Origin of the sequence: Streptobacillus ratti, assembly GCF_001891165.1 — a bacterium.
Lineage (GTDB): Bacteria > Fusobacteriota > Fusobacteriia > Fusobacteriales > Leptotrichiaceae > Streptobacillus > Streptobacillus ratti.
This window is the reverse complement of sequence record NZ_LKKW01000076.1, coordinates 1-606: the sequence shown is the minus strand read 5'-3', so window position 1 is coordinate 606 and position 606 is coordinate 1. Positions and strand designations below refer to the sequence as shown.

The 606-nt window shown below is 32.5% G+C and carries 1 pseudogene; it reads right to left on the bottom strand.

Annotated elements, in window-relative coordinates:
* Positions 1-43 precede the first annotated feature (43 nt).
* Positions 44-166 (bottom strand): annotated as a pseudogene (locus tag BT993_RS06820) (type III secretion protein); the annotation flags it as partial.
* Positions 167-606: the final 440 nt, after the last annotated feature.

Genomic DNA, 606 nt, shown 5'->3' with positions numbered 1-606 from the left:
AATATCTCTTTTAATAGATCAGGATACTTCATCTCTAATTGATCAAGAATATAGTTACATCCTTGTTTTCATTTCCCCGTAAGAACCACATTTCAGGGTCCAGTAGGGTTAACTTCTGTCCTTGAAGCAAAACATTCATTGGAAGTAACAGCCCTTCTTCAATCATGTTTCATCTCCTTATTCCATATTCTCATTCTCCATAAACTTGCTATAAAAACATGATTAAAAATTGATGATTACTATTTATAAAATAATGATTTTGTTATGAGCGAATTGCTATCAGCCACTTACACTAGTACGTCATCCTGTCCATCTACAGATTTGTAACTGTTGATATGTTTTACTTAACCACACTTCGTATTTCTTATAACACTTGTTTGTTAACTATTTTCACTACAAATCATATTTGTTAGCTCTTCATTAACACACTGCGAGTGTTTTGTTACTCCCCGCATATATTTTATTCTCTTGTTCGATTCTATTTTTCTTAATCGATCATATAATTTTCTTGTTAGTCGGATTTACGAATCATGAGACTTATAATGGAAGGAATGAGACTAAGCGGCCAGGTTAAACCTGTAATTATTGTAGCAAACAACCGATATG